Origin of the sequence: Curtobacterium sp. Curtsp57, assembly GCF_047324335.1 — a bacterium.
Taxonomy (GTDB): domain Bacteria; phylum Actinomycetota; class Actinomycetes; order Actinomycetales; family Microbacteriaceae; genus Curtobacterium.
In genome coordinates this window covers 2642215-2668733 of record NZ_CP168511.1, presented here as the reverse complement: position 1 = coordinate 2668733, position 26519 = coordinate 2642215, and the positions used below count along the sequence as shown (strand labels likewise).

Genomic DNA, 26519 nt, shown 5'->3' with positions numbered 1-26519 from the left:
TCCGCTCCGGGTCCTGGCAGGATCGGGGACGTGAAGACACTGGAGTTGCCACAGACGGACCTCACCGCATCCGACGTCATCGTCGGCCTGATGCGGATCAACGACATGAGCGACGAGGACATCCGTTCGCTCTACACGGCCTCGCGCGACGCGGGCGTGACGATGTTCGACCATGCAGCGGTCTACGGCGGGTGGCACGGCTGCGAGGAGCGCTTCGGCGCCGCGGTCACGCTGTCCTCGTCCGAGCGTGCCGCCATCCAGCTACAGACGAAGGTCGGCATCCGGCCGACGGACCACGGCGCGTACTTCGACTTCTCGTACGAGCACATCCTCTCGTCCGTGGAGGAGTCGCTCGCGGCGCTCCGCACGGACTACATCGACGTCCTGCTGCTGCACCGCCCCGACGCCCTCGTGGAGCCGGAAGAGGTCGCGAAGGCCTTCGACGAGCTGCACGCCGCCGGCAAGGTCCACCACTTCGGCGTCTCGAACCACACCCCCGGGCAGGTCGAGCTCCTGAAGAAGTTCGTCACGCGGCCGCTCGCCTTCAACCAGGTGCAGCTGAGCATCACGCACGCGAACGTCATCACGCAGGGCCTCGCGGCGAACATGGGCGGCCTGGACCAGTCGATCGACCGCGACAACGACATCCTCAACTACTCGCGGCTGCACGACATCACGCCGCAGGCATGGTCGCCGTTCCAGAAGGGCTTCTTCGACGGCGTCTTCCTGGGCGACCGCGAGCAGTACGCGGAGCTCAACGACGTGCTCGAGGAGCTCGCATCGGCGCACGGGGTCACCCCGACGGGTATCGCCGTCGCGTGGATCACCCGGCACCCCGCGCACTTCCAGGTCGTCCTCGGCACGACGAACCCGCAGCGCGTGCGGGACTCGGCCGCCGGCTCGGACGTCGAGCTCTCGCGCGAGGAGTGGTACCGCGTCCTGACCGCCGCCGGGCACACCGTTCCCTGAACCACCTGCGAACGGGCAGGGTGGGATCGTGCTCGACGATCTCACCCTGCCCGTTCCGCTGTCCGCACGCGCCGGCTCGTTCACGCTGCGCTCAGCGGTGCCCGACGACCTCGACGCGCTGATGGCCCTGCTGTCCGACGACCCGATCAGCGCCGCGCGCGGGGACGTCGCCGCTGCGGGTGACCGGGAGGCCTACGCGGGCGCGCTCCTCGCGATCGTCGAGGACCCCGCGAACGCGCTGCTCGTCGTGGTCGACGTGACGGGCTCGGTCGTCGGGACGATGCAGCTCACCCGGATCCCCGGCATGGCCCGGCGGGGGTCGACCCGGCTGCTCGTCGAGGCCGTGCGAGTCTCGCCCGCGCTCCGGTCGAGCGGCATCGGGAGCGCCATGATGCGATGGGCGACCGACGTCGCCGCACCCGCGCTCGGCGCGTCCCTCGTGCAGCTGACGTCCGACGCCGCACGTGCTCATCACGCCGACAACTGCGCACGCGGACGCATGCGCAGTTGTCGCCAGCGCGGGCAGAACCGGGGGCTGACGGGCGGCCGGCGCCGGCCGGGGCGGGCTACTCCGGGTCGGACGGGGACGGGGTGGAGATCGGGGCGAGGAACAGGGACGGCGCAGCCGGGTCGGCAGCGGCGCCACTGACCACCTCGACCTCGATGTCCAGCCCGTGTGCTGGGTCCTCGTCGAGCTCGAGGCCGTTCTCGGACACCTGGTCTTCGGGGATGGCGCGGCCCTGCGAGGGATCGAACGCGCTGCTCATCGACATGGGACGAGCATGCCCGTCCCGCATGAGCAGCGCCTCAGAGCCGCCCGTCGGCAGCGATGAGTTCCAGCTGGGTCAGCTCCACGTCCGTTCCAGCGGTGAACGCGAACGACGCCCCGCCGCCGCTGATCGGGAACACCCGGGTCTGGCCTGCCCACTCGAACACGGCGTCGGTGACGTCGACCGAGGACGAACCGAGCGCGACCTGCCACGAGTAGGTCCCCGGCGCCGCGGCGGTCACCGTGTAGAGCGACGCCGACTCGATCGACACGTCGAACGAGACGGTCGTCCCCGCGGCGAGCGCCGTCACCGTCCGTCCGGTGTCGTCCGTCAGCGCGGACGACCGCACGGGGAGGACGTCCGTCGGGGTGTCGCGGTACCCGTGCACGTCGGACGCCGAGACGGGTCGCGTGTCCGACGCCCAGCCGGTCGGCGTCTCGGACAGCTCGACGACGATCGACGATGCGCCGACCACGACCGCGTGCGGGATGCTGACGGACGTCCAGGGCGAGCCGTCGACGGTGACCGAGGCGACGAACCGACCAGCGCGAGTCGTCTCGATGACGATGGGCGAGCCTCCCGGGGGTCGGAGCACCGCGCGCCGGACCGACGGCGGCACGATCACGTAGGAACCACTGGCCGGTGCCAACGGGTACAGGCCGATGGTGGCGAAGACGTACCAGGCGCTCATCTCGCCGTTGTCCTCGTCGCCCGGGTAGCCCTGGCCGAGGTCGGACCCGACGAAGAGCCGGTCCAGCGCCGACCGGACGACGCGGTGGGCGTCGTCGTGGCGCCCGGTGAACATCGGGAAGAACGGGATGTGGTGCGCCGGCTGGTTCGACAGGCCGAGCATGCCGATCCGGACGTCGCGGGCCTCGGTCATCTCGTGGATCGGGAAGCCGTAGTGTCCGGCTCGGTCGGTCGCGCCGGTCTCCTGCGTCGCGAAGAACCGGTCGATCGCGGCGTCGAAGCCCTCCGGCCCGCCGTGCAGGTCGACGATCCCGGCGCCGTCGTGCGGGGCGGTGAACATCGTGCCCCAGGCGTTCGTCTCGGTGTAGTCGCCGCCCCACTGGTCCGGGTCGTAGCCCTCGCCCTCGCGCCACCGCCCGTCGGGGGTCCGTCCGATGAAGAACCCGCGGCGACGGTCGAACACGTTCCGGTACTGCAGGGACCGACGGGCGAACCACTCCGCCTCTGCCGTGTACCGCTCGCGTTCCACGGCGTCGGTGGTCCGGTCCGCCAGGGCGGTCGCCATCACCGAGACGCTCCAGTCGTTGATCGCGGCGTCGACGGTCCAGGACATCCCCTCGGACGTGTCGGTGTCGACGTGGCCGCGGAACGCACCCGGGAGGCTCCCCTTCCGCCCGACACGCTCGTCACGCGGCGGGACGGTCGCGTTCTTCACGGCGCTCCGGTACGCCTGCTCCAGGTCGAACCCGTGGACACCCTTCGACAGCAGGTCCCCGAAGACGGTGTCGCTCGTCGTGCCGGTCATGCAGTCCTCAGCGCCGGGGGCGCTCCACCGCGGGGTCCAGCCGCCGTCGTGGAAGTGCTGGACGAAACCCTGCGCGAGCTCGCCGGCGGTGTCCGGGGTGAGGAGCCCGAGCAGCGGCCACGCGGTGCGGTAGGTGTCCCAGAAGCCGTTCGTGGTGGTCATCGCACCGTCGACGATCTCCGGCCCCGGCTCGTCGCGGATCGGTTCGGCGAGGACGTCGCCGTACGGGGAGCGGTAGTGCGGCGCACCCGTCAGGGCCGTCTCCCCGGCGCGGTTCGGGTAGAGGAACAAGCGGTAGAGGCCCGAGTAGATCGAGGTCAGCTGGTCCTCCGTGGCACCGTCGACGTCGAGCGTCGCGAGCTTCTCGGTCCACTCGCGCTCGGCCCGCTCGCGCATCGCGTCGAAGGGACCGGCGGCGTCGAGGTTCGCGCGGGCGTCCTCGTATGAGACCGTCGAGATGCCGAGGAGCACGTCGGTGCCCCCCTCGACGGCGATCCAGCCGCGGAGCTGCTGGTCCGTGGTGGTCGTGTGGTCCGCCGTCGCGCCGGGTACGCGGACGTGCACGAAGTGCGGGGGCGTGCCGGGTCGGTCGTCGAGGTGCGCCTCCACGATCGCGGTGCCGTCCTCGATGCGCACGGTGGACTCGAGCACCCGGCCGTGGTGGTCGAGCACGATGCTCCTCGTGCCGGTGAAGCGGAAGCCCAGGGCGAACTCGCCTGGGGTCATCTCCGCGGTGACGCCTTGCTCGAGCGCGACGCGGTAGCGGTGCGGGCCGTCGAGCTCGTCGTCGTGGTCGAACGCCAGGGCCCGTGCGACACGGTCGACGTCCGGCGACCCGAGCGGGGACGGCATCACCTGGAAGACCCCGCGGTCCCCCATCCACGGCGACGGGATGTGGCTCGTGGCGAAGGCCTGGATCGCGGGGCGGTTGTCGCTCGCCCGGTTGTGCTCCTGGTACGCGTACGGCCACCGGTTGCTCGCCGCGTCCGTCATCGGCAGCCCGAACACGCCGCCGTGCGGGAGCCCGACGAGCGGGGCGTTGTTGCCGCGCGAGAACCGGGAGGACGCCTGCGTGCCGCGCGTCGTGCGGACGTGGTCGAGGGGGCGGGACGCCGACGGACGCCGAGGCTGCTCGATCCGGACGTCGTCGAGCCATCCACGGAGCCCGGTGACCGGCGCGCCGGAGCCGAGCCGGGCCTCCAGGCGGTCGACGACCCGGCCCGCGAACGGCGTGAGGTCCACCGCGCGACGGTTCCACTGATCGACCCAGGCCTTGCGGGCGGTGTCCTGCGCCTCCGGGGTCAGCGCGTCGCCGTACTGGTCCGCTGCCTGCTCGCTGAGCCGGGTGCCGTCGCGGAAGACGATGTCGAGCGTGAACGCCGTGGCGTCCCAGAAGTGCTCGAGGTCCTGCTCCTCGGGCTCGGACCCGCCGTCCGGGAGGGTCCGCTCGGGGAACCACACCCATGAGAGCTCGTCGCCGGACTCGATCGTCCGCCCGGCGAACCCGGGCACGATCGCTTCCGGCTCGTCCACCAGGAACGCCTCGAGGGACGTGAAGCCGACACCGTTCTTCGCGGCGACGGCCGTCGTCGGGCCACCGCTCCGTTGCAGTTCTCGCACGCCCCCACCCTATTTGCTCCAGCGGATGGACGAAACCCGTTGCCGCCGGCGCGCGCGAGTCTCGCGCTCAGGCGTCAGCGATCCGGGCGAGCCAATCGCGCATGAGCGCCCGCTCCGACGGCGACAGGGCGGCGAGCGCGTCGTCGTCAGCGGCGAGCTGCACGGCCGCGGCGTGCGACCCGGGGTCGACCTCCGGCGCCGCCGTCAGGATCGCGAACGCCAGCGCATCCCACGCCGCAGCGACGAGCGCCGGGTCACGCTCCTCTGCCGGCGTGCCGATCAGGTCGAGGACGACGCCGACCCCGATGGCGTGCACGAGCGACACCGCGCGAGGCTCGGGGACCCGGAGCCGTCCGGCGAGCGCCACGCGGTGGATGCGCTCACGGAGGACCGCGATCCCCTGGTCCTCGGTCGTCGAGTGCGAGCGCAGCGGGTCCGAGAACAGCGCCGTCAGCCCGGGGTTGGCGAGCCCGAACGCGATGTGCGCGTCGAACGAGTCGCGGAGGTGCTCGACGGGGTCGACGTCGTCCGGAACCGTCTTGCCGGCGACGTACGCGGCGAAGACCCGGTCGGCGACGGCCTCGAGCAGACCGTCCTTGTCGCCGAACTGTCGGTAGATCGTCGGCGCCTGCACCCCGGCCGCGGCGGCGACGGCTCGGGTGGTGACCCCGGCCGGCCCGACGTCGGCGAGCAGATCGGCGGCGGCGTCGACGATGCGATCACGGACGGAGTCGGTCATGGATCAACGATAACGGGCGCTTGTTAGCGCCGTGTTCACAGTGTTACGCTCGCGGCGTTTCCAACGATAACGAAGGGTTGTCCCCATGATCATCGTCACCGGCGCCACCGGAGCACTCGGCTCCGCCACCGTCCGCGCACTGCTCGACCGCATGCCGGCGGACCAGATCGGCGTCAGCGTCCGCGACACCGCGAAGGCCGCCGACCTCGCCGCGAGGGGCGTGCGCGTCCGTCCGGGTGACTTCGCCGACCCCGCATCGCTGGCCCGCGCCTTCGAGGGCGCCGACCGCGTGCTCGTCGTCTCCGGCTCGACGCTCGGGCCCGACGGCGTCGACATGCACGCGGCAGCCGCTCGGGCTGCGGCGGACGCCGGCGCCGAACGCGTCTTCTACACGGCCCACCAGAACACGAAGGCAGACTCGCCCGTCGCGTTCTCGGTCGACCACGCCCACACCGAGGCCGCACTCGCCGAGATCGGCACGCCGTGGACCTCGCTCCGCAACGGCTTCTACGCGCACACCGTCGGCTGGCTCATCGCCGGCGCCACGGAGACGGGCGAGTTGCTCCTGCCCGAGGACGGCCCGATCTCGTGGACCGCTCGCGAGGACCTGGCCCTCGCGGACGCGGTCCTGCTCATCGACGGCCCGACGTTCGACGGGCCGACACCAGCACTCACGGCGGCCGAGGCCGTGACCTTCGAGGACGTCGCCCGGACCCTGTCCGAGGTCACCGGCACGACCGTCCGCCGCACCGTGATCGCCGACGACGAGTGGCTCGCCCGGCAGACCGCCGCCGGTATGCCCGACGCCGCTGCGCAGATGATGCTCGGCATGTTCCGCGGCGCCCGTGCCGGCGAGTTCGACGAGGTCGATCCACTGCTCGCCGAGCTGCTCGGCCGCGAACCGGTGTCGATCAGGACGATCATCGAGCGCACCCTGGCCTGACGCCGGACCGTCAGCCCTTGTTGTGGCCGGGGGCGTTCTCGGAGTTACCGGGGCCGCTGTTGCTGAGCGGGGTCTGCACCGGGAGCGTCGGCTGCACCGACGGCTCCGGCCCGTTCGAGGGCTCGGTGGGCTGCGACGGTTCGACCGGCTGCGAGGGCTCGGGCTCGACGGGCTCGGACGGCTGAGGCTGCACGGGCTCCTGCGACGGCTGCTCCTCGGGCTGCGACGGCTCGTCGCTCGGCTGCTGCTCGGTCGGCGCCGTCGAGCTCGACTCCGTCGGCGCGGGCGTCTCGTCGCCCCCGCCGAGCGCGAGCACCGCGGCCACGATACCGGCGAGGACGAGCACCCCGACGATCACGAGCGTGATCACCAGGCCGCGGCGGCGCTTCTTCGCCGGGGGCTCCGACGGCACGGGTGGGGCCGACACGGGTGCCCCGCCTCCGCCGGTCGGACCGCCCGATCCGCGTTGTGCGCCGAGCACGGTGGTCGCCACGTCGTCCGGACCAGACGGGCTGGAGGCCGTACTCGCCGGCAGCACGCGCGTCGCGTCGTCCGCGGGCCGGCGCGCGGGCATCGCCTGCGTCGCGACGTCGGCCTGCGCCGCCCGCGCGGTCTCGGCCCCAGCGGCAGCGCCGGCCACTCCGGCGGCCGCAGCCGCCGCCGTCAGGGTGCCAGGGCCTCCAGGCAGGAGCTGGGTGGCGGGCGCTCCGTCGTCGTACGAGAGTGCGCGCAGGCGTTCGGCCGCCTCCGTGGCGGACGGCCGCTCGGCCGGGTCGGTCGCCGTCATGACGTGCAGGAGCACGCGCCAGGCCGTGGGCAGGGCGGGGTCGATCTCCGGCGAGCGCGTGAGCCGCGCGGTGGCTGACTCGACGGCGCTGCCGGGGAAGGGCATGCGGCCCGACAGGCACTCCAGGAGCACGAGGCCGAGCGAGTAGACGTCGGACTTCCCGCTGATCCCCTGGGCGGTCACCTGCTCCGGTGCCAGGTAGGCGGCCGTCCCCATGACGGTGCCGGTCCCGGTGACCCGGGCGGCGTCGCGGAGCAGCGCGATGCCGAAGTCGGCGAGCTTGACGTGCGAGCCGTCGGCTTCGAGGAGCACGTTCGCGGGCTTCACGTCGCGGTGCACGATGCCCTGCGCGTGCACGGCGGCGAGGCCGTCAGCGACCTGGGCGCCGACGCGGGCGGTGGTGGGGCGGTCGAGGGGCCCTTCGCGGAGCCGGGTGGCGAGGTCGCTGCCGGGGACGAGCTCCATCACCAGGTACGAGTCACCGTCGGCGTCGTCGAGGGCCGCGTCGTACAGCGTGACGAGCGCCGGGCTCCTGAGGCCCGCGAGGACCTGGATCTCCGCCTCGGCACGCGCCCGCTCCCCGTGGTCGACGGGGCCCATCCGGAACACCTTGACCGCGACCTCGCGGCCGAGCTGCTCGTCGACCGCGCGGTACACGGACGCCATCCCACCGTGACCGAGCGTGCCCGTGACCCGGTACCTGCCGCCGAAGACCCGTTCTTCCATGCCGGGCAACCTATCGGCTGTTCCTGACGGACGGGGTGACTCCGGCTGCCCGGAGCCCCCCCCCCCCCGACCCTTGATCCTCGCGCGATCCGCGAGCGCTCACGAAGCCCTGTGGACGTCGCCCGACCCCCCGCGGTGGACGGCGGTGAGGTACAGCCGGTGGGCGGTGATCACGAGCGCGAGCCACGCCAACCCGAGGGCCCACGCCGCGAGCACGTCGGTCAGCCAGTGGTGCCCCAGGTACACGCGCGACAGCCCGATCGACACGACGAACACCGCACCGAGGACCACCGTCCAGACCCGGGTCACTCGCCGGGACTCACGGAGCAGCAGCAGGTACACGATCGTGCCGACGACGACCGTCGCGTTCAGGGTGTGCCCGGACGGGAACGACGGCGAGTGCTCGTACGGCGGGACGGCATCGGCGAGCGAGGGACGCGCACGCCCGATGAGGTCCTTGCCCGCGACCGTCATGAGCAGCGATCCGGCGCTCGCAGCGACGAGGAGCACCACAGGGGTCCAGGCCCGGCGCTGGATCGTGAAGCCGACGAGGAACCCGAGCGCGACGATCGGCATCCCGATCGTGCCCGCGACGTTGGTCCACCAGGTCACGGCGGTGTCGAGGCCAGGCGAACGGAGCGTCATCATCCAGTCGAGCACGGGGCGGTCGAGCACGGCGACGTCGTCCGCTTCCCGGACGGCGTCGTAGACCTCGGAGGCGATCCACGTGCACACCGCGGCGATGCCGATCCCGATGACGAGGGTGACGATCAGCAGGGGCAGCGCACCGAAGCGGTCGCCCAGTCGCGTCCACACGGTGGCGGACGCCCGCCCGGCGCGTGTCCGCCAGGTGGTCAGGTCGACGTCGCCCACCGACCGTTCCTCGGTACGTGCTGCTTCGTCCATCGGTCCACCCTGCCCTGCGCGACCGGAGGCTCTCAGCGAACTTCGGCCAGCCGGGACGGAATCGGATGGCTGCGTAGGGCGGCGGAGTCGCCTGGCACCGCGAGCATGTTTCGGAGGATCAGGCTAGCCCACTCATGTTTCTCGACCAGAAACCCCTGTCGAACCCTGTGGACGGCTCTGCGCTTCGGACGGATCGCGCGGACTGCGTCAATCGCAATGTTCAGGAGTTCGTCGTGTTGCCGCCCGGCCTTGTTAAGGTTGGGCCACCGCGGAACTTGCTCCCCATCCACACTGAGCGCTCGTTTCAAAGCTTGCGAGCCTGCGTCGATGATCAGTGACTCGAACATTCGATCCATACACAAAACCTGGACCATGCCGGGCCTCAAACTGCTGATGCCAGGCCTGGCGGCTGGAATCTCTCGGCTCTCCAATTCTTCGAGCCGCGCTTTGGCCACAGACTTCCACGACGCGGCCAAAACGTTAGACTCGGCCAACCCCCGATAGACATCGAGAGTCTCCTGCCAGCGGCAGTATTCCGCTGTGGGGTTCCAGCGAGGGTGCAAGTCCCATGCAACGACGGCCGCGTCAAAGCCAATTTCCGACTGCTTCCGGACGAGCAACTGGTCGAACGACTCGCCGACTCCTGAGAGAGTCTTGTTCCGCGGGTTCATCGCGACGAGGTGCTTCTTGGAGATCCCGACCACGCAATCAAACTCCGGGACACCAGCGATGCCGCAAACGACCTCGTTCCACAAGAGAGCCAGCGGGTCTCGACTTGCGCCTGATGTGCCTGACTGGTCGGTTCCCTCCACGAACAGCGCTACGCGAAGCTTAGTCATGGGCGAGGAAGCGCCAGATTCGCGTACACAGTCCCCGGCGGCAGACTCGGATCGAAGGCCTTGACCTCATCCAGGGACGAAAATCGTTGATATTGCGTCTCACCTTCTGTTCGCCGGACCAACAGGATCGACTGAAACGGCACGTGATCGAGCAACCACGGCGAGTGAGTTGTCATCAAGACCTGCGTTCCCGCGATGGCGCCACCCTGCAATCGCGCTGCGATCTGTTCAGTCGTCCATGGATCCAAACCGTTCTCGATCTCCTCCACGCAGATGATTGACGGGGATGGCTCGCGTTTGAGCAGCGCGAGCAGTGCCGTGATGCGCCGAGTCCCTTCCGACAACATCCACGATGGAATCGGGATTTGGAACCTTCCGGATCGTCCCCGATAGGGCATCCGCTCAAACAAGTTGTAGTTGACACGCTTGTCTTTGCGATCCCCCGATTCAATCACTTCCACGTTCCGGATACTGGGCAAGATCGTGCGGATGTCGTCGGCCAAGTCTGCTCGTTGGTCTGCCGTGAGTTCATACAGGAGGGCCGGGAGTTGCTGGCCCTCTTCGTCGAGGATCGGCTCGAACGAGCGCCGAGCCGCGGGCGACCCCTGGGCGAGGCGGTTGGGGCTGAGCCGGAGGAAGACGGCGCGCGCCCAGAACTCCTGCAGAGCGCGGACGATCGGGTCATCAAGCTGCGTGTCGCCGACAAGAGCGAGCGCCAACCTATCGGGGTCGACGACACGCACGGTCGATGCGCCTGAGCCGATTGTCCTGACACCGTCTTCGGTCCGGATGACCTTCCGCTCGACTCCGTTACTCCGGACGATCAACGACTCCGACTCGACCCGCGGAAGTCCGTTGTCGTCGATCACCTTGATCGCGTACATGACGGCGACGGAATCGTCCTCCAGATCCGTCCACTCCAGATCGATCCGGAAGTACGGTGGCACGCTCTGTGAACGGGCGTTGATGAGATCGCTCATTCCGAAGTACCGATCGCACGCCTCGCGTGCGTCCCGCCGGATCGCAGTGTCGAGCCATTGCAGTGCTTCGAGCAGGGTGCTCTTGCCACTGCCGTTTCGGCCCACCACCACATTAAACGGCTCGAGATCAATCGCCTTGGGCTTGAATGCCGCCTTGAACCTCTCAGGCCGGGCGGACACGAGTTGCAGTGTGAACGTGCGATCCGCTGGATGGGGAGCCCGGGAGTCCTCGGTCATGTTGCCAGTATGGTCGCGGCGCAGCCAGAGCCAGCGCGCTCGCGACGGCGAGCCTTCGGCTCCCACCGGGAGGTCTTGCGGCCCATCGAACACGTCTCCCTCGATCACCGTTGATACATTACATGCTGACTGTCGAGATTACTTCGCGCTGCCGTAGTCGTCGACCACCGCGACGGACAGCGGGAACGTGATCGGGAACGACCCGAACAGGATCCGCCCGGCGTCCGCGGCGGCCGCCTCGACCTGCTCGGCGGCCCACGCCGCGTCGGCTTCCGGCACGTGCAGCACGATCTCGTCGTGCACGAAGAACACGAGGTGCGCGCCGTCCCGGACCGGCCCGGGGTACCGCGCGGCGAGCCGGGTCCGCAGCGACGCCATCCACGACAGGGCCCACTCGGCCGCCGTCCCCTGCACCACGAAGTTCCGGGTGAACCGTCCCCAGCTCCTGGCACGCGACTCCACGGCGCGCTGCATCGCGGGAGTGCCGTCGACCGACCACGCGCGGTTCCGTGCTGCGAACCACGACGACTCCGGGATCGGCGACGTCCGCCCGAGCCGTGTCGTCACCGGTTCGCCGCGCTCCCCCGCTGCCGCCGCACGCGACACCAGGTCCAGCGCGCGCGGGAACGCCCGAGCGAGCCGTGGCACGAGCCGACCGCCCTCACCCTGGGTGGCGCCGTACATCGCGCCGAGCATCGCGCCCTTCGCCTGCTGCCGGGTCTCGACCGCTCCGGACGCGACGACGCCGTCGTAGAGATCGCGACCGTTCCCCGCCGCGGCCATCGCCTGGTCGCCGGCCATCGCCGCGAGCACCCGCGGTTCGAGCTGTGCGGCATCGGCGACGACGAGCTTCCATCCGTCGTCGGCGACCACGGCCGGCCGGACGAGTTTGGGGAGCTGCATCGCCCCGCCACCGTTCGCCGCCCAACGCCCGGTGACGACACCGCCGACCGCGTACTCCGGGTGGAACCGGCCGTCCTGCACCCACTCGTCGAGCCACGACCAGCCGTTCGCGGTGAGCAGCCGGTACAGGCGCTTGTACTCGAGGAGCGGTTCGATCGCCGGGTGTTCCAGGCGCTGGAGCTCCCACTTCCGGGTGCTGTCCACCACCAGCCCCGCGCGGCGGAGGGACCGCAGTACGTCCGCCGGTGAGTCGGGGTTCAGGGCGGGGTCGTCCAGCCGCTGCCGGAGGACCACGGCGATCTCCTCCAGCCGTCGTGGTCGGACGCCGTACGGCACCCGCGGGCCGAGGGCGTCCTGGAGCAGGCGTTCGTGCACGTCGGCGCGCCACGGCAGCCCGGCGAACCGCATCTCGGCGGCGACGAGCGCCCCGGCGGACTCCGCGGCGAGGAGCAGTCGCAGCGCTCCAGGATCGGACGCGCCGGCGACCGCCGCGAGTTGCGCACGGAGTTCCGCGACCGGGTCGGCGGCGTCGGCGGGGCGGGTCCCGTCGAGGAGTGCGTCGTCGAAGAGCTGCGCCTGCGTCGCGCGGACGACGCGTTCCTGCTGCGCGGGCGCGTCCCAACCGCTGACCGGCGCAGCAGCGAGGGCAGAACCGCGCGCGGCCAGCGCCGTGCGGAGGATGCGATGGCACAGCCGCAGGTCGACGCAGCGTGCGACCCGACCACCAGCGCGGAGCACGAGCGGGTACCAGCGCGCGGTGTCGTCCCAGACCCATCGGACGCCTCGTGCTTCCCGCGCGGCGACGAACGCCGGGAGTTCCGGGTCGGGAACCGCGACCGGCTCACCGTCCGGGTCGCCGGAGTCGGTCAGGGGCGTCGCGAGGACGCCGCCGTCGACACGGCTGAGGACGAGGTGCACGGAACGATCATGCCGTGCACCACCGTCCCCGCCGGACAGGTGGTGGCGGCCGTCGGTCGAGTCCGACGTCCTAACGCTCCTGCGTGCGCTCCGTTCCACCGGGTCGCACGGCAGCGGAGTCCGCGACGTCGATGCGCACGGTGCCGTCGGATTCCTCGGAGACCTCGACGCGCGGCGCTTCGTCGTGGGCGTCCGAACCGGACATCCGGCGCAGCGTGTCGTGTCGACGTTCCTCGAAGGACATGTCGACACCGTCGTCGAGGTGGTCGCGATCTGGCTCGGTCATGCCGACGACGGTACGCCCGGCGACCTGGTCCGGCTCACGCGATCGGCGCGGTCCCGGTGCGCTCGGTCCAGTGCCCGCCGCCCGCCCACCGGTCGTGGACCGCCTGTTGCACACGCCCGGCAGGACGTGCGGCACGCGCCGTGGCGAGCCCGGTCCCGAAGACGAACTTCGCCGCGCTGTCGTCGCCCTCGACCGCGTCGTGCGAACCGGGCGGGAGCAACCGGAACCGTCGGGCGAACCGGACGACGTTGGCGTCCGGTCCGAGCGCGGTCGCGAGCCCGGGATCGAGGAGCCACGACCGGCAGGACCACGACGTCGCGCCGTGGCCGGGTGCGAGCCGTCGGAGCAGGTCAGGAGCGTCGGCGAACGCCCGGTCGCAGGCGACCGGGTCGAGCGGCCCGGTCTCCGGGACATGGACACTCCATGTCGGCGTCCCGTCCGGCAGGTGGGCGCCGAGTTCGAACTGGAGGCGCCCCACGGCCACCACGCGTCCGGTCGCGACCGCGCAGAACCAGTCCAGCCCGGTCCCCCGGATCCCGTACCGGTCGCGTTTGCGTGCGACGTCGGCGACGCTCGCGGACGCCTGCTCGGCGGTCGCCCCGTGGGCGGCGAGCCACGTGGCGGTCTGCGGGAGGACCGCGTCCACGGCCGCCATCGCGAGCGCGTCCCGCTCGACCGGCGGGGCGTCGGCGACGCTCGCCGCGAGGTCCGCGGCGAGCGCCCCCGGGTCCTGGAGGCGACCGATCGCGGACGCGAGCAGCGCGACGGAGCCGGGGCGGGCCTCCCGGCTCACTTCAGGCCGGACGAGGCCAGCCCGTCGATCACGCGACGCTGCAGGACGATGAACATGATGAGCACCGGTGCCATCGCCATCAGGCTCGCGGCCATGAGTACCGGGTAGTCGATCGTCCGGTCGCTCGACAGCGTCGCGAGGCCGGCGGCGAGGGGCATGTCCTCGGCGCGGGTCGACACGACCAGCGGCCAGAGCAGCTCGTTCCACGACCACAGCACCGTCGTGATCGCGAGCACGCTGATCGAGGGCCGGGCGAGCGGCAGCATGATCCGCCAGAACACCTGGAACGGGTTCGCGCCGTCCATGCGCGCCGCCTCTTCGAGCTCAGGTGGCATGGTGAGGAACGCGGTCCGCATCAGGAACGTGCCGAACGCACTGAACAGACCGGGCGCGACGATCCCGGCGAGGGTGTCGAGCCAGCCGAGCCCCTGCACGATCTGGTACTGCGAGATCAGGTACACCTGCGACGGCACCAGGAGGATCGACAGGACGATCCCGAGCAGGACCGCGCGACCGCGGAACCGCATCCGGGCGAAGGCGTAACCGGCCAAGGTGCACAGGATGATCTGCGCGATCGTCCGGATGATCGTGACGTACACCGACGTGCCGAGCTGGCTGAGGAACGGCAGCCGCTCGAAGACCTCGGCGAAGTTGTGCCACTGGAGCTCGCCGGGCCAGAACGTCGGGGTGACGGACTGGACCTGCGCGTTCGTGGACAGCGCCATGATGATCTGCCACAGGAACGGGAACGCCATCGCGAACCCGCCGATGCCGAGGACGACGTGGATCCACCAGTGGGAGCCGCCGCGGCGGCCTGGGCGCTTCCCGGTCCTGATCGTGGTGGTGGTCATGACTGCACCCACTTCTTCTGGAAGCGGAACTGCACGAGCGTCACGATGCCGATGAGCACGAAGATGATCATCGCGATCGCGGCCGCGAAGCCCTTGTCGTTGTCGATGAACCCGGCGCTGTAGAAGTAGAAGACGAGTGACATCGTCTTCGGGATCACCGGGTTGGTGCTGCCGAGGATGGCGTAGAGCAGGTCGAACAGCTGGAAGCTGGAGATCGTCGTGACGATGACCACGAAGAAGATGCTCGGCGTCAGGAGCGGCACGGTCACGGAACGGAACTGGCGCCAGCGACTGGCGCCGTCGAGCTCGGCCGCCTCGTACAGCTCTGGTGGGATGTCCTTGAGGCCGGCGCCGAGGATGATCATCGAGAAACCGAGCGACGACCACAGGCCGACGAGGCTCACCGCGACGAGCGCGAAGCCCGGGGTCGAGATCCAGTACGGGCCGTCGATGCCGAACAGCCCGAGGAACCAGTTCACGATCCCGTAGTCGCCGTTGAACATGATCCGCCAGACCAGGGCGATCGCCGCGGGCATCGCGACGTAGGGCAGGAAGAACAGCACACGGTAGAACTGCGCGAACCGCAGACCAGGGGTGTTCAGCAGGCTCGCGAGCCACACCGCGATCGGGATGCCGACGAGCACGATGGCCGTGTAGATCACGGTGTTGAGCAGCGACTGGTACAGCTGCGGGTCGGCCAGCAGGCGACCGTAGTTGGCGAGACCCGAGAACGTCGCGCCGCCGAAGACGCCCCACGTGGTGAACGAGTACCAGAACGTCTGGAGGATCGGCCAGATGTAGAACGTGCCGACGCCGATGAGCAGCGGCAGGACGAACAGCCACGGCCATGCACCGTCGGTCCGGATCAGGCGGCGGGGGGCACCGCCGGGGGCGCCCCGCCCGGACGCGTGCTGCGTCCGGGCGGGGCCGACGGCGGGTGTCGCCGCCGTGTCGGGCTGCTGCTCGGTGTGGATCGTCATCGGGTCACTCCCTGACGCCGGGGCGTCACTTCTCCTTGCCGAGGGCGGCGTCCATCTTCTGGGCGAGGTCCTTCGCGACCTCGTCGACGGGCTTCGACCCGTCGAACGCACTCGGGAGCAGGTTCGTCTCGAGGGTGTTCCACGCGGCGGTGTTCTTCGAGACGGGCAGCGGCTTGGCGTAGTCGACGGCGTCGAGGAAGACCTGCAGGTCGGCGTCGGGCATCGTCTTCGTGAAGGCGTCCTGCGTGCCGGTGTAGGCCGGGATCACGGCGCCCATGTCGCCCTGCTGCTGCTGCGCGGTCTTGCCGGCGAGGTAGACCTGCAGCGCCTGGGCCGCTGCCTTGTTCTTGCTGCCCTCGGCGACCACGTTCGAGACGCCGTGGATGACCGTTGCCTGCTCCTTGCCCTTGGGCAGCGGGTAGACGACGACGTCCTTCTCCATGTCGGTGCCGGTCAGCGCCGAGCGGAACCAGCTGCCGCCCTGGTACATCGCGAGCTTCCCGGACGTGAACCACTGGTCCGCGGTCGTGTCGGTCAGCTGCTTGATCGAGGGCGACGCCCCAGACTTGATGAGGTCCGTCCAGAACTGCAGGCCCTCCTCGGACGCCTTCGACGCGTACTCGGACTTCGTGGCGTCGTCGTTCAGGACGGAGCCGCCGGCCTGGAAGATGGTGTCGTAGTAGGTCGTCTGCCCGTCCATGCCGCCGGCGGCACCGTACGCGCCCTGTGCCTTGAGCTTCTCGGAGAGTTCGGCGCCGGTCTTCTGGAAGTCGTCCCAGGTCCAGTCCTTCGACGGCATCGCGACGCCGGCCTGCTCGAACAGCGCCTTGTTCATCCAGACGCCGATCGTGTCGAAGTCCTTCGGGACGCCGTACTGGGTGCCGTCGTACGTGTACAGGTCGTTGAGCGCCGACGAGTAGTTCTTCGGGTCGATCGCGCCCGCCTTCACCTCGCCGGTGATCGGCGCGATCTTGCCGTTGGCCGCGTACAGCTGGAAGTTCGGGCCGTTCATCCAGAACAGGTCGGGGAGCGTGTTGCTCGAGCCCTGCGTCTGGAGCTTCGTCCAGTAGTTGGCGAACGGGGTGACGTCGACGTTGACCGTGATGTCGGGGTACTCCTCGTTGAAGCCCTTGATGTTGGCCTTGATCGCCTTGACCTGGTTCTCGTCCCAGACGGCGTAGTCGAGGGTCGCCTTGGTGTCCTTCGACACCTTCTCGTAGTCGCCGCCGGAACCCGCGGCGCCCGAGGAGGTCGAGCACCCGGCGAGCAGGGCGGCTGCGCCGAGGGCGGCGACGGCGCCGAGGAGGATGCGTCGGGCTCCTCGGGCGGGGAAGTGTGCGGTCATCGGGTGGTCCTTTCGCACGGCCGTCAGCGCGTGACGGTCTGGGTGGGGAGGGTGAAGTGGGAGATCGTCTCGGCCGGGAGGCTCGGGACGTCGATGGGCACGGAGCCGCCCCGCAGCGAGCGGGTCGCCAGGGCGCCGGCGGCGACCGCGGCTCGCGCCGCGACCGGGGACAGTGAGGTCGGTTCGCCGAGTGCGACGCTGCGCAGGAACTCGGTCATGGTGAGCAGGTCGGCGTCCGCATGGCCGGAGTCGACGCCGTCGATCGGGTACTCGCGGTCGCCCTGGACGTCCCACCCGCGGCGGTGGTTCCAGACCTTGACCACGCCGCCGCCGGTGTCGCCGATGTTCTCGAGACGGCCTTCGGTCCCGATCACGGTGTAGTTCCGCCAGTAGTCCGGCGTGAAGTGGCACTGCTCGTAGCTCGCCTGCACGCCGTTGTCGAGCGTCATCATCACCATCGAGACGTCCTCGACGTCGACGACGGGGTTCAGACCGGTCTGGTCGAGCGGCGGCCAGTTGTCGAGCGAGAACCAGTCCCCCATGAGCTCACCGCTGCGGTCGCGACGATCGGTGACGTCGCCGTAGACGGACAGCGAGCCCATCCCGACGACACGGCTGGTGTAGCCGCCGCCGAGGGCGTGGATGACGTCGAGGTCGTGGCTGGCCTTCTGCAGCAGCAGGGAGTTGACCTTGGTGCGGTCGGCGTGCCAGTCCTTGAAGTAGTAGTCGCCGCCGTTCCCGACGAAGTGGCGGCACCAGACGGCCTTGACCTCGCCGATCTCGCCGCGTTCGACGATCTCGCGCATGAGCCGGACGACGGCGGCGTGCCGGAAGTTGTGGCCGACGTACAGCGGGGTGCCCGTCTCGGCAGCGGTGTTGAGCACGGCGTCCGCGTCCTCCACCGTGATGGCGAGGGGCTTCTCGAGGTAGACCGCGATGCCCGCGCGGAGCAGGTCGATCGCGATCTCGGCGTGCGTCCAGTCCGGGGTCGTGACGATCGCCGCGTCCACCGCGCCGACGAGGTCACGGTGGGACTCCACCACCAGCGCGTCGGGGTACTCGCTGCGTCCGCGCTCCCGCCCGTCGGCGGTGACGTCCGCGACGGCGGTGACCCGGGCCTCCAGATCGGGGCCCGAGGCGACCGCCTCGGCGACGTGGCGGGCGATGGCGGACCGCTGGCCCATGCCGATCACCGCGATGCGGAGTCCTTCGTACGTGTCGACGCTCATCTCGCTCCTTTGCGTGATTGTGACGCCCATGATGCCGAATCGATCATGAATGCACAATAGGCGCTCACGGATCGCTCACGGAAGCGAGATGCGAGGGTTTTACACGCCGGTAACGTCCGGGCGCGACGTCGTGGTGCCGGCGGGCCCGTCAGCCCCGGTCCGGCTCAGTCGGCGACGACGAGCTCCACGCCGGCGGCGGCGAGGTCGGCCGCGAACGTCGGCGGGACGGACTGGTCGGTGACCAGGACGTCGATCCGGTCCAGCGGGCAGATCCGCGCGAACGTCGAGCGCTCGATCTTGGTGGAGTCCGCCACGACGATCACCCGACGCCCGACGGAGGCGAAGTGCCGACTGACCTCGGCCTCTCCCTCGTGCATGGTGGTGGCGCCGTACTGGCCCGTCAGGCCGTCGACGCCGAGCACGACGACGTCGAGCGCGAACTCGTCGAGGGTGTCGCGGACGAGCGGGCCGACGAGTTCGTAGGACTGACGACGTGCGACGCCGCCGGTGACGACGATCTTGACGTTGGCGCGCACCGACAGCTCGTACCCGATGTTCAGCGCGTTGGTGACGATCGTGACGCCGTACTCGCCGTCCGCCCGGATGAAGCGTTCGCTCTTGCCGAGCTCCCTGGCGACCTCGGTGGTGGTGGTCCCGCCGTTCAGCCCGACGGTGTCACCCGGGGCGATGAGCGCCGCCGTCGCACGGGCGATCGCCGTCTTGGCCTCTGCCTGCCTGGCGATCTTGTACTGCAGCGGCAGCTCGTACCCGGCGCCGAGCGCGGCGGCCCCGCCGTGCGTGCGGGTGACCAGCCGCTGGTCGGCGAGGGTCGCGAGGTCGCGGCGAGCGGTGGCCGGGGAGATCCCGAGCATCTCGCCGATCTCGGAGATCGACACGTTGCCCCGTTCGCTCACGAGTTCGAGCAGGGCGTTGAGCCGCTGTTGCGGAGTCATGACGGCCATCCTACGGGCGTGCCACACTCGGCTACTGATCGGAAATGACGTTTTCCTCTCGCATCGAGCACGATCGCTCGCTATGCTTCCGACCATCGATCACCCGGATCGAGACCGGACCGGAAGGCACCCATGACCGACACCTTCGTGAGCGAAGAGCTCGCGTCGCAGCCGGAGACCTGGCGCGCTGCGGCCGCCCTGCTCCCCTCCTTCGTCGACACCCTCCCCCAGCCAGGCGAACGCGTCGCCGTCGTCGGGTGCGGGACCAGCTGGTTCATCGCGATGAGCTACGCCGTGGCCCGCGAGCAGGCCGGCCTCGGCGTCACCGACGCGTTCGCGGGCTCCGAGTACCCGACCGGACGCGAGTACGACCGCGTCGTGACGATCAGCCGGTCCGGCACGACGACCGAGATCGTCTCGCTGCTCTCCGACCTCCCCACGCAGCGCACCGTGCTGATCACCGCCGTGCCGGACAGCCCGGCGGCGGCGGTCGCGGACGACACGATCGCACTGCCGTTCGCCGACGAGCGTTCGGTCGTCCAGACCCGCTTCGCGACGACGGCGCTCGCCCTGCTGCGCGCGTCCATCGGCGATGACGTCGATGCACTGGCCGTCCAGGCGGAAGCGGCGCTCGCGCTGCCCATCGAGGACCTCCTCGACGCCGAGCAGGTGACGTTCGTGGGTCGCGGCGCCGCCGTCGGCCTGACGTTCGAGGCCGCGCTCAAGACCCGCGAAGCCGCGCAGTTCTGGGCCGAGTCGTACCCGGCGATGGACTACCGGCACGGCCCGATCGCGATCGCGCAGCCCGGTCGACTCGTCTGGTCCCTCGGCAGCACGCCCGACGGTCTGCCGGACGAGGTCGCCGCGACCGGCGCCCGGTTCGTCCACCACGACCTCGACCCGATCGCGGGGCTCGTCGTCGTGCACCGTTTCGCGGTCGCGCTGGCCGAGCGTCGTGGGCTCGACCCGGACCACCCGCGTTCCCTGACCCGCTCGGTCATCCTCACCTGATGGCCGGCAGCGGGGCCGTGCTCGGGGTCGACGTCGGCGGCACGGGCATCAAGGCCCGACTGACCGATGCCGACGGGCAGGTCCTCGCCGAGTACCGGGTGCCGACGCCGAAGGACGACCCCGACGCGCAGCGGCTCGCGGAGACCGTCGCGGACCTCGCCGTCGGCGCTGTCCCGCTCGATGCCGACAGCACCGTCTCGCTCGATGCCGACAGCACCGTCTCGCTCGATGCCGTCGGGGTCGTCGTCCCCGGTGTCGTCGACGAGCGGGCCGGCACCTCGGTGCTCTCGGTCAACCTCGGCTGGCGGGACGTCCCGGTGCGTGCACGGGTGCTCGCGGCGTTGCTCGCCCGCGGCGTCGACGTTCCGCTCGCCTTCGGGCACGACGTCCGCGCCGGTGCCCTCGCCGAGGTCCGATCGGGTGGCCTCGACGACGGCTCCGCCGTGTTCCTGCCGATCGGCACCGGGCTCGCGAGTGCGCTCGTCGTCGACGGCACCGTGGTGGACGGCGGCGGATGGGCCGGCGAGGTCGGCCAGGTCCGGCTCGCACACGGGCCGCACGCCGGAGCCCGGGTCGAGGAGATCGCCTCGGCCGGCGCTGTCGCACGCCGGACCGGTGTCGAGAGCGCGCACGCCGCCATGCTCCTCGTGCAGCAGGGCGATGCGACGGCCGTCCGGGTCTGGCACGAGTGCGTCGAGGTCCTCGCTGACGTGATCGGGTGGACCACCGCGGTGGCCGGATGCCACACCGTCGTCGTCGGCGGGGGCCTGGCCCGGTCCGGCCCGCTCCTGCTCGACCCCCTCCGTGCGGCGGTCGCGGACCGGCTGGTCGGGCTCCGTGTCCCCGCGGTCGTGCCGGCCCGTCACGGAGACGCGGCGGGCGCGATCGGGGCCGGCCTGCTCGCACGCGATCTCCTCGAGCGTGGCACCCGCGTCGCCGAGGGCACGCGGTGAGCACGCTGGTCCGCTCCGCGCGGCTCGTCACCCCGACCGGGACGACCGACGGGGGTTGGCTGCTCGTCGAGGACGGGCGGGTGGCTGCCGTGGGTTCCGGGGACGCCCCTCCCCACGAACGCGTGGTCGAGACCGACGGCACGGTCGTGCCCGGTTTCGTCGACCTGCACGCGCACGGTGCGCTCGGTCACGACTTCGCGACCTGCACCACGGACGACGCCCGCGCCGTGGCCGCCTTCCACGCCGACCGCGGGACGACGTCGCTCGTCGCGTCGATCGCGACCGGTACCCCTGCGGACACCCTGTCGGCACTCCGTCGGCTCCGGCCACTGGTCGCGGACGGCACCCTCGTCGGACTGCACCTCGAGGGGCCGTGGCTCTCGCCCGCCCGACGGGGAGCACACGCACCGGACCTGCTGCACGCACCGACGACGGCCGAGGTGGACGAGTACCTCGACGCCGCGGCCGACGCGCTCCGGATCGTCACCCTGGCACCGGAGCTCCCCGGCGCACTCGACGCGGTCCGCCGACTCACGGACGCCGGGATCGTCGTGGCGATCGGGCACACCGACGCGGACGCCGACACGGTCCTGCGCGCCGTCGATGCCGGTGCGCGACTCGTCACCCACGTCTTCAACGGCATGCCCCCGCTGCACCACCGCGATCCCGGCCCGGTCGGCGTCGCCCTGACCGACGACCGTCTGTCCGTCGAAGCGATCGTGGACGGTCACCACCTCGACGCCGTCGCGGTGGACCTGGTTCGCCGCAGCGCCGCCGGCCGGATGGTGCTCGTGTCCGATGCGATGGCCGCGACCGGGTGCCCGGACGGACGCTACCGGATCGCCGGATCGGACGTCGTGGTGTCCGACGGTGTCGCGATGCTCGCGGACGGGTCGTCACTCGCCGGCAGCACGAGCACGATCGCGGACGCCGTCGCCCGCGTGCTCGCGAGCGGTCCGGACGCGATCGCCGAAGCCGTCGCCCTCTCCTCGGGGAACGCCGCGGCGTTGCTCGGTCTCCCGAAGCCGCTCAGCCCCGGGTCACGCGCCGACCTGCTCGTGCTCGACGCCGATCGGCTCCGCGCCCGTCCGCTCACCGAAGGGGTCCTCGCATGATCGTCGTCGTCACGCCGAACCCCGCGGTGGACGTCACCTACCGCGTCGACGAACAGCGTGTCGGCACGACCCAACGCGTCCGGAACGTGGACCGGCGACCCGGCGGCAAGGGGCTCAACGTCGCACGTGTGCTGCACGCCGAGGGTGTCCGGACCCACTCGGTCCTGCCACTCGGCGGCGCCGCAGGGGCCTGGGTGGCCGATGCGGTGGCCGCCCTCGGGCTCGATGCGACCACGGTCCCGGTCCCCGGCGAGACCCGCACCACCGTGACGGTGGTCGACGACCTCGCCCACCCCACGATGTTCGGCGAGCCCGGGCCGTCGGTGCCACCTGGGTCGTGGTCTCGGGTCGACGACGCCGTCCGGGCCGCCCTCGGGACGGCTGCTCCGGGCGGACCCGTCGCGCTCGTGCTCTCGGGCTCGCTCCCCGCCGGTGCCGAGCCGACCGTGGTCGTCCCCTGGGCGACCGACGCCATCGCGGCGGGGGTCCTCGTGGTCGCCGACCTCTCCGGCCCGTCCCTCCTCGCCGCGGCCGACGCCGGTGCCACCGTGTGCAAACCGAACCGCGAGGAACTCGCCGAGGCCACGGGCCTGCCGGACGAACGGGACGGCGCGCTCGACCTGCTCCGGCGCGGTGCCGGGCTGGTCGTGGTCTCACGCGGCGCCGACGGCATCGCGGCACACGCGCTCGACGACGTGGTCGAGGTGCCTGCCGTGCCCGGCGTCACCGGCAACCCCACCGGCGCGGGGGACGCCGCGACCGCCGGCCTGGTCCTCGCACTGTCCCGCGGCGCCGACACCGCCCTCGCACTGCGCACGGCCGCGGCCTTCGGCGCAGCAGCGGTCCTCCGTCCCGTCGCCGGCGAGATCGACCACGACGCCGCACACCGGTTCCTCTCCGCCCTCGACCCCACCAGGAGTCCCGCATGATCACCGACCTGGCCCTCACCGGGCTCCTCGACACCGCCCGATCGACCCGGCACGGCATCGGGGCGTTCAACGTCGTCCTGCTCGAGCACGCCGAGGCGATCGTCGCGGGTGCGGCCGCCGCCGGCCTGCCGGTGATCCTGCAGATCAGCGAGAACTGCGTCCGCTACCACGGCGGGCTCGCACCCATCACGACCGCGACCCAGGCGATCGCGCGCTCGGCCGACGTCGAGGTCCTCGTGCACCTCGACCACGTCGAGGACACCGACCTGGTCGCCGAGGGCATCGCGCTCGGGGTGGACTCGATCATGTACGACGGTTCGCACCTCGACTACGCCGCGAACGTCGCCGCCACCCGTGTCCTGGCGGACCGCTGCCACGCGGCCGGGATCGCGATCGAGGCCGAGCTCGGCGAGGTCGGCGGCAAGGACGGCGTGCACGCACCGGGTGTCCGCACCGACCCGGCCGACGCAGCGGCGTTCGTGGCCGCGACTGGGGTGGACGCCCTCGCGGTCGCCGTCGGGACCTCGCACGCGATGCAGACCCGCGAGGCCGCCGTCGACCGCGACCTGATCGGGCGGCTGCACGACAGCGTGCCGGTGCCCCTCGTGCTGCACGGGTCGTCGGGACTGTCGGACGACGAGCTCCGTGGTGCGGTGGCGGCGGGGATGACGAAGATCAACATCTCGACGCACCTCAACGGGCTCTTCACCCGGGCGCTCCGCGACGTCCTCGACGAGCGGCCGGAACTGGTCGACCCGCGGAAGTACGTCGCCGCCGGCCGCGACGCGATCACGACCGAGACCGCGAGACTCCTGACACTCCTGGCACGCTGACGCGACGAGGCCGTGGCGCTCAGCCCTTCGTCCTGGAGTGCCACCTCATCGTCGTCCCCTGCGCGAGCACCAGGTCACCGTTGGTCTGCATCCGCAACTGCATGTTCTTCCCCCCGTACCGCCACGTCGCGGTCGACCACTTCGCCTTGCCCACCGCGTCGTACAGCACAACGTTGCCGTCCGTCTGCACCCGCAGCGAGCTGCCCCGGCCACCGGAGACGGCGAACACCGTCTTCGATCCGAGGATGATCCGGAGCTGGCCGTCGTCCCGGACGATGAAACGACGGTGTCCGGTGGTGTCCCGGATCTCCTGTCCGGGGACGAGGCTGGCGCCGGGCACCAAGCGGTCGCGCGTACCAGGGACCTGCTGCCACAGGACCGTCGTCCCACGGACGAGCTGGACCACGCCGAGGTCGGTGACCTGCAGCACGGGAGCATCTCCCGCTGAGGGCTTGCCGGCGGCCCAGACGGTCGCACCGGTGGTCGACCGGATCGCGAGCGTGCCGTCGGTGCCGACCGTGAGGGTCGCCCGTGCGGACGCGACGTTCGACGACCACAGCGCCCGTCCGCCGCCCCACTCAACGAGGCGGCCGTCCGACTGCAGGTCGAGCCAGTACAGCCCGTGCGGTGACCGGATCGACGTGCCGGAGGGCACCGGCGTCGACGAACCCGTGATCCCCGTGGCCGTGGCTCCTGCCGCGGCCGGCCCGACAGCGGCAGGAGCACCGGCACCACCGCCCGCGCACCCGCCGGTCGGCAGCAGGGCCCCGAGCACGCCCCAGTTCGGCGTCCCGAGTCCTGTCGCCTGGTCGTACCCGGTGGTCGCCGCCGCAGTGCCGTTCGTCCCCGACGTCACGTCGCGGAACGCCGTCGGGTTCGAGTAGAGCGTCTGGTGCAGGTCCCCGATGCCGACGGTGCACCCGCGGGTCCCGAGTGCCGCGGCGAGCTGGCCGGCGACGACCGGCGACGCGAGACTCGTGCCGCCGCCGAGCGCGAAGCCGTGCGCCGTGCCGAGGTAGATCCCGGGCCCGGCCGCGGGGTCCGCGACCGAGGCGATGTCGGGGACGAGGCGCTTCGTGCCCGTGACACCGGTGCCGGACTGCCACGCCGGGCGGTCGTACGCCGCGGAGACGCCGCCCCCGCCTGCTCCGTACGTGTTCGACCATGCGGACTCCGAGGTGCCCGACGACGTGGTCCGCAGCGAGGTCCCACCGACCGCGACCACGGCGGGCGACGATGCCGGGTAGGTCACCGAGCGGACCGACGAGCGGGGTCCGGTCGGGCACATCGCGCCGTCGTCACCGGAGGCGGCGAACACGGTCGCCCCGGCGGCCACGATGCGGTCGAGCGCGTCGTCGAGCGCCCCGCGGGCTGCCGCGGACGTCAGCGACTCGCAGGAGCCCCACGAGACGCTGACGGCCGTGATGCCGGCACGCTGGACGTCGTCCGCGATGCGGCTGTAGGCGTCGTAGAGCCCCTGGAACGAGTTCGGTGCCACGTAGACGCGCTGCCGCGCCGAGGGCGCCGTGGCGAGGAGGGCCTCCTGGTCGAGCGCGACCTCGGTCTCGCCGCCGGAGCCGTCCGCCTGGTGGACGTCGGCGCCGTCGACGGCGATCTGGTCGAGCGCGGGGACCGGTCGCCCGACGGCCGCCGCGTAGGCGACGAGGTCGTTGCGGTCCCAGCCGGAGAGCTGCACGGTCGCGACGGTGGTGCCGGCTCCGGCGCTCGCCGCACTCGAGGAGCCGTAGGCCCTGGCGAGGTCAGCAGGGGCGTAGCCGCCCGGGAGCGCCGCGTGCGATGCGGCGGGCCGGGCGTCGAGCCCGAACACCGTGGTCACGGAGTCGCCGAAGGACGCCGGGATGACGACGTCGCCGGTGGGGTGCATGCCGTCGCCGCTGCCCACCAGTGTGGTCGCGAAGAGCGCCTCGGCCTGCGCTGCCGTTCCGGTGGCCTCGAGCTCCCAGGTGTCCAGGTCGGTGACCGTGAACCCCGCTGCGGCGAGCGCCGACCGGACCGTTGCGCCGTGCGGCTCCTCGGGCGCCAGGGCGTCGACCGCGTCGCTCCGTTCGTCGGGACCGGCTCCGGCCGTGGTGGCCGGCAGGTCCCGCAGCGCGGTCTGGTCCGTCGGGCGCAGCACGACGGTGAGGTCGACCGGGGTGTCGGCGGGGGTCTTGCCGTCCGTCGGGTCCGAGGACGTCGGCACGGACCCCGAGGACGCGACGGTCGACGGGACGGTCGGCGTGGGGGCCGTCCCGGCCGAGGCGGGTGCGGCGACACCGACGGCGAGCGTCGCCCCGAGGGCGGCCGCCGTCAGGAAGGCGAGGGTGCGGTGGTGCATCGGCGTCACTCCATGACTCTGCGCGGCGCCCGATCCGTGGGCACCGGTCCGCTCGGTGATCGAGCGGACGC

At 71.4% G+C, this 26519-nt stretch carries 24 protein-coding genes; 8 read left to right on the top strand and 16 right to left on the bottom strand.

The features are described from left to right. The first annotated feature begins 30 nt into the window (after window positions 1-30). Together ACEN9V_RS12710 and ACEN9V_RS12705 are read left to right on the top strand one after the other, a co-directional pair. Window positions 31-969, top strand: a complete 939-nt coding sequence (locus ACEN9V_RS12710; RefSeq protein ID WP_413600620.1) for an aldo/keto reductase — start codon at window positions 31-33, stop codon at window positions 967-969. Window positions 970-997: 28 nt separating this feature from the next. Beyond that, the gene (locus tag ACEN9V_RS12705) at window positions 998-1618 is read left to right on the top strand and encodes a GNAT family N-acetyltransferase (RefSeq protein WP_413600619.1); all 621 of its coding nucleotides are present in this window, start codon (window positions 998-1000) and stop codon (window positions 1616-1618) included. On the opposite strand, the gene ACEN9V_RS12700 is transcribed toward ACEN9V_RS12705, so the two are convergent. The 3 genes from ACEN9V_RS12700 to ACEN9V_RS12690 form a co-directional block, all read right to left on the bottom strand. After that, the gene (locus ACEN9V_RS12700) at window positions 1536-1742 is read right to left on the bottom strand and encodes a hypothetical protein (protein WP_413600618.1); all 207 of its coding nucleotides are present in this window, start codon (window positions 1740-1742) and stop codon (window positions 1536-1538) included. The genes ACEN9V_RS12705 and ACEN9V_RS12700 overlap by 83 nt on opposite strands. Window positions 1743-1776: 34 nt before the next feature. Next, window positions 1777-4854 carry a GH92 family glycosyl hydrolase gene (locus ACEN9V_RS12695; RefSeq protein ID WP_413600617.1) on the bottom strand — a complete coding sequence of 1026 codons (3078 nt, stop codon included), beginning with the start codon at window positions 4852-4854 and terminating at the stop codon, window positions 1777-1779. 67 nt (window positions 4855-4921) lie between these two features. Continuing rightward, window positions 4922-5593, bottom strand: coding sequence for a TetR/AcrR family transcriptional regulator (locus tag ACEN9V_RS12690; RefSeq protein ID WP_413600616.1), 672 nt, complete (start codon window positions 5591-5593; stop codon window positions 4922-4924). Window positions 5594-5678: 85 nt separating this feature from the next. On the opposite strand from ACEN9V_RS12690, the gene ACEN9V_RS12685 reads away from it, so the two are divergent. Further along, entirely contained in the window at window positions 5679-6536 is an 858-nt protein-coding gene (locus ACEN9V_RS12685; protein WP_413600615.1) for an NmrA family NAD(P)-binding protein, read from the top strand. A gap of 10 nt (window positions 6537-6546) precedes the next feature. On the opposite strand, the gene ACEN9V_RS12680 is transcribed toward ACEN9V_RS12685, so the two are convergent. The 12 genes from ACEN9V_RS12680 to ACEN9V_RS12625 form a co-directional block, all read right to left on the bottom strand. Then, a complete protein-coding gene (locus tag ACEN9V_RS12680; RefSeq protein ID WP_413600614.1) occupies window positions 6547-8049 on the bottom strand; it encodes a protein kinase domain-containing protein in 1503 nt (500 codons plus the stop codon). A 99-nt stretch (window positions 8050-8148) separates the two neighbouring features. Beyond that, window positions 8149-8955, bottom strand: coding sequence for a phosphatase PAP2 family protein (locus tag ACEN9V_RS12675; protein ID WP_413600613.1), 807 nt, complete (start codon window positions 8953-8955; stop codon window positions 8149-8151). Window positions 8956-8987: 32 nt separating this feature from the next. After that, window positions 8988-9659: a hypothetical protein gene (locus ACEN9V_RS12670; protein ID WP_413600612.1), complete on the bottom strand. Its 672-nt coding sequence runs from the start codon at window positions 9657-9659 to the stop codon at window positions 8988-8990. A gap of 131 nt (window positions 9660-9790) precedes the next feature. Then, window positions 9791-11119, bottom strand: a complete 1329-nt coding sequence (locus ACEN9V_RS12665; protein WP_413600611.1) for an AAA family ATPase — start codon at window positions 11117-11119, stop codon at window positions 9791-9793. Window positions 11120-11149: 30 nt separating this feature from the next. Next, window positions 11150-12832 carry a bifunctional 3'-5' exonuclease/DNA polymerase gene (locus tag ACEN9V_RS12660; RefSeq protein WP_413600610.1) on the bottom strand — a complete coding sequence of 561 codons (1683 nt, stop codon included), beginning with the start codon at window positions 12830-12832 and terminating at the stop codon, window positions 11150-11152. A 70-nt stretch (window positions 12833-12902) separates the two neighbouring features. After that, on the bottom strand, window positions 12903-13118 hold the full coding sequence (locus ACEN9V_RS12655; protein ID WP_413600609.1) for a multidrug transporter: 216 nt from the start codon (window positions 13116-13118) through the stop codon (window positions 12903-12905). Window positions 13119-13152: 34 nt separating this feature from the next. Next, the gene (locus ACEN9V_RS12650) at window positions 13153-13911 is read right to left on the bottom strand and encodes a hypothetical protein (RefSeq protein WP_413600608.1); all 759 of its coding nucleotides are present in this window, start codon (window positions 13909-13911) and stop codon (window positions 13153-13155) included. After that, on the bottom strand, window positions 13908-14762 hold the full coding sequence (locus ACEN9V_RS12645; RefSeq protein WP_413600607.1) for a carbohydrate ABC transporter permease: 855 nt from the start codon (window positions 14760-14762) through the stop codon (window positions 13908-13910). The genes ACEN9V_RS12650 and ACEN9V_RS12645 overlap by 4 nt, the downstream gene beginning before the upstream one ends. Continuing rightward, window positions 14759-15742 carry a carbohydrate ABC transporter permease gene (locus tag ACEN9V_RS12640; RefSeq protein WP_413600606.1) on the bottom strand — a complete coding sequence of 328 codons (984 nt, stop codon included), beginning with the start codon at window positions 15740-15742 and terminating at the stop codon, window positions 14759-14761. Before ACEN9V_RS12640 ends, ACEN9V_RS12645 begins: the two co-directional genes overlap by 4 nt. Window positions 15743-15767: 25 nt before the next feature. Then, window positions 15768-17087, bottom strand: a complete 1320-nt coding sequence (locus ACEN9V_RS12635) for an ABC transporter substrate-binding protein (RefSeq protein WP_281266138.1) — start codon at window positions 17085-17087, stop codon at window positions 15768-15770. Window positions 17088-17110: 23 nt separating this feature from the next. Further along, a complete protein-coding gene (locus ACEN9V_RS12630) occupies window positions 17111-18316 on the bottom strand; it encodes a Gfo/Idh/MocA family protein (RefSeq protein ID WP_413600605.1) in 1206 nt (401 codons plus the stop codon). A gap of 164 nt (window positions 18317-18480) precedes the next feature. Next, window positions 18481-19269, bottom strand: a complete 789-nt coding sequence (locus ACEN9V_RS12625; RefSeq protein WP_413600604.1) for a DeoR/GlpR family DNA-binding transcription regulator — start codon at window positions 19267-19269, stop codon at window positions 18481-18483. A 132-nt stretch (window positions 19270-19401) separates the two neighbouring features. Between ACEN9V_RS12625 and ACEN9V_RS12620 the strand changes: the two genes are divergently transcribed. From ACEN9V_RS12620 to ACEN9V_RS12600, 5 genes are read left to right on the top strand one after another with little or no spacing between them, the layout of a single operon-like run. Then, window positions 19402-20280, top strand: coding sequence for an SIS domain-containing protein (locus tag ACEN9V_RS12620; RefSeq protein ID WP_281266141.1), 879 nt, complete (start codon window positions 19402-19404; stop codon window positions 20278-20280). Continuing rightward, entirely contained in the window at window positions 20280-21233 is a 954-nt protein-coding gene (locus ACEN9V_RS12615) for an ROK family protein (RefSeq protein WP_413600603.1), read from the top strand. Before ACEN9V_RS12620 ends, ACEN9V_RS12615 begins: the two co-directional genes overlap by 1 nt. Further along, window positions 21230-22348, top strand: a complete 1119-nt coding sequence (gene nagA, locus ACEN9V_RS12610; protein WP_413600602.1) for an N-acetylglucosamine-6-phosphate deacetylase — start codon at window positions 21230-21232, stop codon at window positions 22346-22348. The genes ACEN9V_RS12615 and nagA overlap by 4 nt, the downstream gene beginning before the upstream one ends. Then, complete coding sequence (locus ACEN9V_RS12605; protein WP_413600601.1) at window positions 22345-23277, top strand: 1-phosphofructokinase family hexose kinase; 933 nt, start codon at window positions 22345-22347, stop codon at window positions 23275-23277. The genes nagA and ACEN9V_RS12605 overlap by 4 nt, the downstream gene beginning before the upstream one ends. Then, entirely contained in the window at window positions 23274-24110 is an 837-nt protein-coding gene (locus ACEN9V_RS12600; RefSeq protein WP_413600600.1) for a class II fructose-bisphosphate aldolase, read from the top strand. The genes ACEN9V_RS12605 and ACEN9V_RS12600 overlap by 4 nt, the downstream gene beginning before the upstream one ends. Before the next feature lie 19 nt (window positions 24111-24129). Here the strand turns inward: ACEN9V_RS12600 and ACEN9V_RS12595 are convergent, their stop codons facing one another. Beyond that, window positions 24130-26448, bottom strand: a complete 2319-nt coding sequence (locus ACEN9V_RS12595) for a hypothetical protein (protein ID WP_413600599.1) — start codon at window positions 26446-26448, stop codon at window positions 24130-24132. Window positions 26449-26519: the final 71 nt, after the last annotated feature.